The organism is Vibrio sp. ArtGut-C1, assembly GCF_002105475.1.
GTDB classification, from domain to species: domain Bacteria; phylum Pseudomonadota; class Gammaproteobacteria; order Enterobacterales; family Vibrionaceae; genus Vibrio; species Vibrio diabolicus.
Genome location: NZ_NCTH01000009.1, coordinates 180871 through 187729, shown reverse-complemented (window position 1 = coordinate 187729; position 6859 = coordinate 180871). Strand labels below are relative to the sequence as shown.

Below are 6859 nucleotides of genomic sequence, written 5' to 3'. Positions count from 1 at the left end.
CCACATCAATATAACGGTGGATTAACACCAAATGAGTCAGAACGACAGTTCTGGTTCCCTTATAAAACTGTGGCCAGTTTTACTTGACCACTACAAAGCTTGCGATATGCTGCAACAACATGTTCTGCCGGCATTCCCCATTGATTATTTTTTGCCAAAGAAGCAACGGCCACACTCGGGTTTACCGCTTCAATAAAGCGAGGATTCGAAGAACTTTTACTACCATGATGAGGGACCAACATCACATCACTTTTTAACTTTTCAGGCTCCCTGAGCAAGATCCACTCGCTAATGGTCTCAATATCACCAGTAAAAAGCATACTGAACGTAGAAATAGGGTCGGTAAGACGTAGCACACAGGAGTGCGGATTATATGCACGTTGAACAAGAGCAGGAGGCCAAAGTACTTCTATATTTAACCCTTGCCATTTCCAATGATCGCCGCGAGTACAAGACTCATATCCGATAAAGTTTTGGCTACTGAGTTTGCGCTGTGGCGAAAAGGCATCTTCAATGAACAAGCGCCCTCCTGCATGGTCATTGTCGGAATGGCTGAGGATCATCGTATCGATGCTTTCATAACCTCGTTGATGCAAGACCGGAGTGACGACCTGCTCCGCAATACTGCCATTTTGCCATGCTTTACCTGTATCATAGAGCAACACTTTATCGTCTTTTTCTACAATCACCGCAAGGCCATGGCCCACATCTAGTACATCAATTCGCCAATGTTGCTGATCATATTCCGATGTGAGCTTAATACTAATTACAATGCCAAGTAACAAACACCACGCGTACTGAAACATGAATCGTTGAAACACCAAGCAAATAATTCCCGCCAGAATCAACCCTGTCATTTCTATACTAATGGGTTGCCAGGAGCCTATCGCGTACTGAATTGACGTGCTCAATGGCTGCAATGACCAGTCCACCAACTGCCACAGAGGCTTTGCTATCATTTCAAGAAATAAAGATGAGAACAGGGCCAGAAACATCAAAGGCACAACGATAAATCCGAACCAAGGAATAAACGCCAAGTTGTATGCAATTGATGACAAACTGAAACCAGAAAAGTAATAGCCACTAATAGGCACGATTAACACACTCAGAATCAATTGAGTAAGCAATAGCACTTTTAACTTCGCCTTCCAGCCCCCGTTTTGATACCGAATCAAATTGATTGCGAACAACACTGCGCAAACTGACAAATACGATAACCAAAAACTCATGCTATACGATGCAAAAGGTTGAACAAGCAGTTGTAGCGCTACCGCGAGCAAAAGTACCCGCCAGGAAGCCCAGTGCACTAAGGTATATTTGAGAACGACGTAAATAACACATACCGACACCGCGCGGGTAGTAGGTAATGAGAAGTCCGCTAACCAAGCATAGGCAACGGCAAACATCAGCCCACAGAAGCTAGGCAATAGCTGGTATTGAGGTAACGCATAACGAATGGCACCGCCCACCACTAGCCCAAAAGTGAACGCCATACCAATATGTAAGCCCGAAATCGAGACCAAGTGCAGTAAACCACTGTCTCTGAGTGCTTGCCAATCTTCCTTAGATAACCAAGAGCGATCGGCAAAAACTAACGCATTTATTAACGAGAAATGATGAAGGGAGGACACATCCTCCGAAACATCAGCGATAATGGCTTGGCGCAAAGATGTAGTAGAGCGAATTATCCAGGTAACATCCTTGTTAACAACACCGCGTGCGATAATGCTTTTACCCATTGCGTGCTTTTCGGCGTCAAAACCAGCTTCGTTGCGTAGGCCTGTAATCGGCTTTAACGAGACGGATGTCGTAAACTCACTGTTAACATCGAGTGGAAAAGGCGTAATAAGACGGATTTTAGGTTTAAGAAAAGGTAACAGAGTTTGAGAATTTACCTTTTTTAGAGCCACAATGCCTTCATATCCGTGACTTATTTGCGTAAAAGGGCTGTCAACTTTACCAATTATGGTAATATTCTCCCCTGCTTGAAAAAGGGCTTGTCTCTGAGACTCCAATACATTGCCGTGGACGATGACAACCATAAAGCCCGCAATTGCGCCTATGCTAATTAAGCCACGACGTAATTTGATTATTGAGCCAGTGGTTATTATTCCCAGCAGCAGCCAACGCCAATCTGGTATTGTCGGCCACCAAGCTGACGAAATTACGCTCGCTACAAATAACGCCAAGGTCCAACTTTTTTCTGAGAGAGTCATGCTGTCCTATGCCTAGAAAGCTGATAAAACGCTTCATGCCAGATCATGAATTGATCAAACGCCAAAAAGCATTGAAGGTCTTCGGCAATGTGTTGTACAACCCGAACTTGTGGTGTTTAAATCGTCGCTCGGCGTCTGGGGCTTTTGCTGTCGGGTTATTTATGGCATTTGTTCCGCTACCAAGCCAAATGATCATGGCTGCAGGTTTGGCAATCATGCTTGGCGTCAATTTACCTCTCTCCGTCGCTTTGGTATGGATAAGCAACCCCATCACCATGCCTGTGTTATTTTATTTTGCGTATAAGCTTGGCGCTTTAGTGATGCATGTTCCTCCGCAACCTTTCCACTTTGAACTTTCGTGGGAATTCATCATGCAACAGATGAGCACTATTGGCCCTCCATTCTTATTAGGCTGTGCTATCTGTGGTGTCATATCCGCGATTATTGGCTACTTCGGCATTAGAGGACTTTGGCGCTACTCAGTGGTTCGGAGCTGGCAAAAACGCAAAATAAGATAAGACGTTACTGCATAAAAATCAGCATTTGCGCTATCAGTTGAGGGGCACCTAACAGTTAGAATGAAACACGATGTCGCTCAAGTTGGATAAATACAAAAAAGGACCGAATTCGGTCCTTTTTGCTTTTCTCGTATTGTAAAACGGTTGGTTATTTAGAACTCAGCACCGCTGCCGGATTTAACTTCGCGGCGCGAGAAGCGGGATACCACGTTGCAAGCAAACTCAAAACGATCGCCGTCACCGACACCAATGCTACGTCTGGCCAGTGTAACTGTGATGGTAAGAAGTCGACGAAGTAAATATCACCCGATAAAAACTGATGACCGATTAAGCTCTCTAACCCTTTAATTAACGGAGTCAGGTTTAACGCCACTAAGACACCAATAACACTGCCGACGAGACTGCCAAATACACCAGAGAACACGCCTTGCCAAACAAAGATATGTTTGATTAGGCTATCTTTTGCTCCCATTGTTCGCAAAATTGCAATTTCTGCGGCTCTATCTTTCACTGCCATCATCAGCGTAGACACAATGTTAAAACATGCCACACCAATCACGAGTACCATCACCAAGTACATAATGGTGCGTACGAGCTGAATATCGCGATACAAAAAACCAAACTTTTGCTGCCAGCTTTTCAAATACACGTAAACATCCACCATGCTACCTACCTCACGAACAATAGAAGGCGCATTGAGAACATCATCCGTTTTTAGTGAAATGCCAGTGACCCCTTCCCCTAACCTCGCGTATTGCTGAGCATCCGCTAATGGCACTAACGCTAAAGAATGGTCTATTTGGCCATTCAACGTTAAGAACCCAGACACCTTCACGCGCACACGCTTAGGAGCCTGCACTTTGTTTGAGCCGCCTGTTTGCGGAATCATCAACGTAATGTAATCCCCCACGGCGACATTTAGCTCGTTTGCTACACCTCGGCCTAAGATCACTTGCTGCTGACCGGCATAAAAGTTTTGCCAAGCTTCTTGGTCAATAAAATTCGATAAGCTCGACACCGCTTGCTCGAAAGTAGGCTCTACGCCACGAACTTCTATCGCTTTTAGCTTACTGCCTTTTTCTGCTAACCCCGTAAAACGAACGTACGGCGCTGCCGCAACAACATCTTCATGGTTTAGGGCTTGATTCATCGTTTTGGTGTAGTTATGAAGCGGTCCATTAACACCTTCCAACTCGCCGTGTGGAATAACTGACAACACACGCGATTGCAGCTCGCGCTCAAAGCCATTCATTGCAGAAAGACCGATAATGATCACGGCTACACCAACCGCAATGCCAATCGTTGAAGAAAGCGAAATGAAAGACACCATCTTGTTGCGCTTTTTCGCTCGACTAAAGCGACCACCAATCATCAATGCTAAAGATGAAAACAAAATTAGCCCTCCGCAGATGCTGTATCAGTCACAAAACGATCTACGAGCAAACCATCTTGCATGTGCATTTGACGATCCATTTTCGCCGCCAGCTCTTTATCATGCGTGACAACCAAAAATGCAATGTTTGACTCTTTATTGAGCTCGCGCATCAAATCATAGATAGACAGTGCCGTATTATGATCTAAGTTCCCCGTAGGTTCATCGGCCAAAACAAGATCAGGCTTATTCACCAATGCACGCGCAATCGCAACACGCTGACGCTCACCGCCCGATAACTCAGAGGGTCTGTGTTGCATCCGATGACTCAAACCCACTTTATCTAACAGCGCTTTAGCCGCCTGTTTTGCATCCGTTACTTTAGCGCCGCCAATCATCAGTGGCATCGCCACGTTTTCAAGCGCAGTAAAATCAGCTAACAAATGATGAAACTGGTATACAAAACCAAGGTGCTTGTTGCGTAAAGCCGCCTGTTTATTCGAACTTAAAGCCGATAAGTTTTGCCCTAGAAAATCAACTTCACCATGAGTTGCGTCATCTAACGCCCCTAGAATATGCAATAAGGTACTTTTTCCGGAACCAGAAGAGCCAACAATAGAAACCAGCTCCCCTTTATCGATATCGAAACTTACGCCTTTCAACACTTCCGTATCTAACGACCCCTCTCGGTAGACTTTACGAATATCACGACATTCTAATAGCTTATTCATAGCGAAGTGCCTCAGCAGGTTTAACAGAAGATGCTCGATAAGAAGGATAAAGCGTAGCAGCGAGGCTAAGAGCAATCGCCAACACCACCACTAAAAGAATTTGCAGTGAATCAATCAAAATAGGTAGATGACCACCGAAACTGAATAGCGCCACACCGGCAGATTCAAGAATCGCATTCAGGTTAAGTGACAAGATCACGCCCGCAGCGCCACCGACAATCGCGCCAATTACACCACTGCTTGCCCCTTGAACCATGAAAATGGTCATCACTTGAGATTGAGTCATGCCTTGAGTTTTCAATATTGCGACTTCTGATTGTTTCTCCATCACCACCATGATTAAGGCGGAAATAATATTGAATGCAGCAACGCCCACAATTAGACCTAGCATAAGTCCCATCATGTTCTTTTCCATTTTCACCGCTTGGAAAAGCTCACCACGCTGTTCGCGCCAATCACTCCATTGCCACCCGTCAGGCATGGGTTGATCAGCAAAATCCGTCACCATAAATGGATCAGAGAAAAAGACACGCCAACCAGAAACCGTGTCTTTCGGAAAACGCATCAACTTAGATGCATCCGTCATGTTAACAATCATTAATTGACCATCAACGTCCGATCCCGTATTGAAAATACCAGCGACAGTAAAATTGCGCTGGCTAGGAATACGGCCAAGTGGGGTAAACTGCGTCGCGTTGGTCACCATTAAGCGCACTTTATCCCCCATTGATACCTTTAGAGAGCGCGCCAAACTATGACCTAAAAAGACCTTGTAATCGCCCGCTTGAAGTGACGATAATCGCCCAGCAATCAGATGGTTGCTGATCGGATCGCCTTTCTTTGGTTCAATGCCAATGAGGTAACCTGCCGTCAGTTGCGCAGAACTCTGAATTACAGCCTCTCCACGAACGATAGGCTCCGGTTCAGATTCACGCGACATCGCTTGAACAAATGAAGGGGCAGACTCGGTCAACGGCGTTTTTCCATCGTGTTGCGAAACAACGGCATGAGGTAGCACGCCTAAAATGCGCTCTTTTAACTGCGATTCGAACCCATTCATCACAGAAAGAACCGTCACCAACGCCATTACACCGATCGTAATACCCGCCGTCGACATATAAGAAACAAATCGGCTGAACCTATCCCCAGAGCGTCCCCGAAGATATCTCAAACCAATAAATAATGAGATAGGATGATACATATAAGACAAACCAACTGGTTGTTTTGATATAAAGCTTTAGCAGATTATCTTACCTTACTCTTCTCATTAAGAAGACAAGAGAATCGCTAAATTTGTCAACGACATGCAATAAGTCTGTATTTAGGGCAAAAAGTTCAAGGACAAATCAGGTAAACTTGATAACTTCATTCAGTTAGCGATAATCAGTGCCCTACTTCTCTTTGTTTGTTGAGTGAACAGGGAGCGCTCGCTGGCAAAAGGACCGACTATATGACAGAGCAAGAATACTTTACCGTCCATCATAATCTCACTATCAACGTCGAAACGTTGAGTGCGGATTTTGCTTTGCCAGATGAAGAAACCTTTGTCTCCGAAATTCCAGCACCGTTTATTGTTGCCAGCGAATTTAGCCATCTAGATATGTTGGCAGACAATGCACGTCTAGAGCTAAAAAACAAAGATTTAAAGCATGTGATTAACTTGCTTGATACGCAAAACGCGAAACTTAACCTCTTGTTGAGCTTTATGCTTTCACAACAAGATGACGCCTCCATTCGATATCAAACCACGAAGTTTGGCGCCAGCCAACTCAGTTACCGTTCAGATACAGCGCTATCTGCCCAACAACTCGTTCGTGTTAAACTGTTTCTCGATCATCCTGCTGCAGCGATTTACGGTTACGCTCAAGTAGAAGAATGTGATGCTTCAGAGCAAGATTTCATTATCACTCTTAGATATAAGATGCTACGTGAATCTGACCAAGATTTGCTGATAAAGGCGGCACTATATCAACAACAAAAACTTTTACGTCAGCGCTCGATGGAGCGAGATAAAAAATAACT

General features: G+C 44.8%; 5 protein-coding genes and 1 pseudogene. 2 read left to right on the top strand and 4 right to left on the bottom strand.

The window, feature by feature from the left end; translation table 11 throughout:
• Nucleotides 1–104: 104 nt before the first annotated feature.
• Nucleotides 105–2216: pseudogene (locus tag B7360_RS10720) on the bottom strand (DNA internalization-related competence protein ComEC/Rec2); the annotation flags it as partial.
• An 8-nt stretch (nucleotides 2217–2224) separates the two neighbouring features.
• Here B7360_RS10720 and B7360_RS10715 point away from each other — a divergent pair.
• The gene (locus B7360_RS10715) at nucleotides 2225–2734 is read left to right on the top strand and encodes a DUF2062 domain-containing protein (RefSeq protein WP_006742150.1); all 510 of its coding nucleotides are present in this window, start codon (nucleotides 2225–2227) and stop codon (nucleotides 2732–2734) included.
• 148 nt (nucleotides 2735–2882) lie between these two features.
• Here the strand turns inward: B7360_RS10715 and lolE are convergent, their stop codons facing one another.
• Genes lolE through lolC form a run of 3 tightly spaced genes read right to left on the bottom strand, consistent with a single transcriptional unit; the run spans nucleotide 2883 to nucleotide 6038 of the window.
• Nucleotides 2883–4127 carry a lipoprotein-releasing ABC transporter permease subunit LolE gene (lolE, locus tag B7360_RS10710; RefSeq protein ID WP_085343474.1) on the bottom strand — a complete coding sequence of 415 codons (1245 nt, stop codon included), beginning with the start codon at nucleotides 4125–4127 and terminating at the stop codon, nucleotides 2883–2885.
• A 2-nt stretch (nucleotides 4128–4129) separates the two neighbouring features.
• Nucleotides 4130–4837, bottom strand: a complete 708-nt coding sequence (gene lolD / locus B7360_RS10705) for a lipoprotein-releasing ABC transporter ATP-binding protein LolD (RefSeq protein WP_046874713.1) — start codon at nucleotides 4835–4837, stop codon at nucleotides 4130–4132.
• Nucleotides 4830–6038 carry a lipoprotein-releasing ABC transporter permease subunit LolC gene (gene lolC / locus B7360_RS10700; RefSeq protein ID WP_085343473.1) on the bottom strand — a complete coding sequence of 403 codons (1209 nt, stop codon included), beginning with the start codon at nucleotides 6036–6038 and terminating at the stop codon, nucleotides 4830–4832. Before lolC ends, lolD begins: the two co-directional genes overlap by 8 nt.
• A gap of 249 nt (nucleotides 6039–6287) precedes the next feature.
• Here lolC and B7360_RS10695 point away from each other — a divergent pair, with 249 nt between their 5' ends.
• Nucleotides 6288–6857, top strand: a complete 570-nt coding sequence (locus B7360_RS10695) for a hypothetical protein (RefSeq protein ID WP_006742154.1) — start codon at nucleotides 6288–6290, stop codon at nucleotides 6855–6857.
• Nucleotides 6858–6859: the final 2 nt, after the last annotated feature.

Excerpts from the sequence above, each read along its gene's own strand:
- B7360_RS10715 (WP_006742150.1), top strand. The coding sequence starts at position 2,225 with ATGCCTAGAAAGCTGATAAAACGCTTCATGCCAGATCATGAATTGATC.
- lolD (WP_046874713.1), bottom strand. The coding sequence starts at position 4,837 with ATGAATAAGCTATTAGAATGTCGTGATATTCGTAAAGTCTACCGAGAG.
- B7360_RS10695 (WP_006742154.1), top strand. The coding sequence starts at position 6,288 with ATGACAGAGCAAGAATACTTTACCGTCCATCATAATCTCACTATCAAC.
- lolC (WP_085343473.1), bottom strand. The coding sequence starts at position 6,038 with ATGTATCATCCTATCTCATTATTTATTGGTTTGAGATATCTTCGGGGA.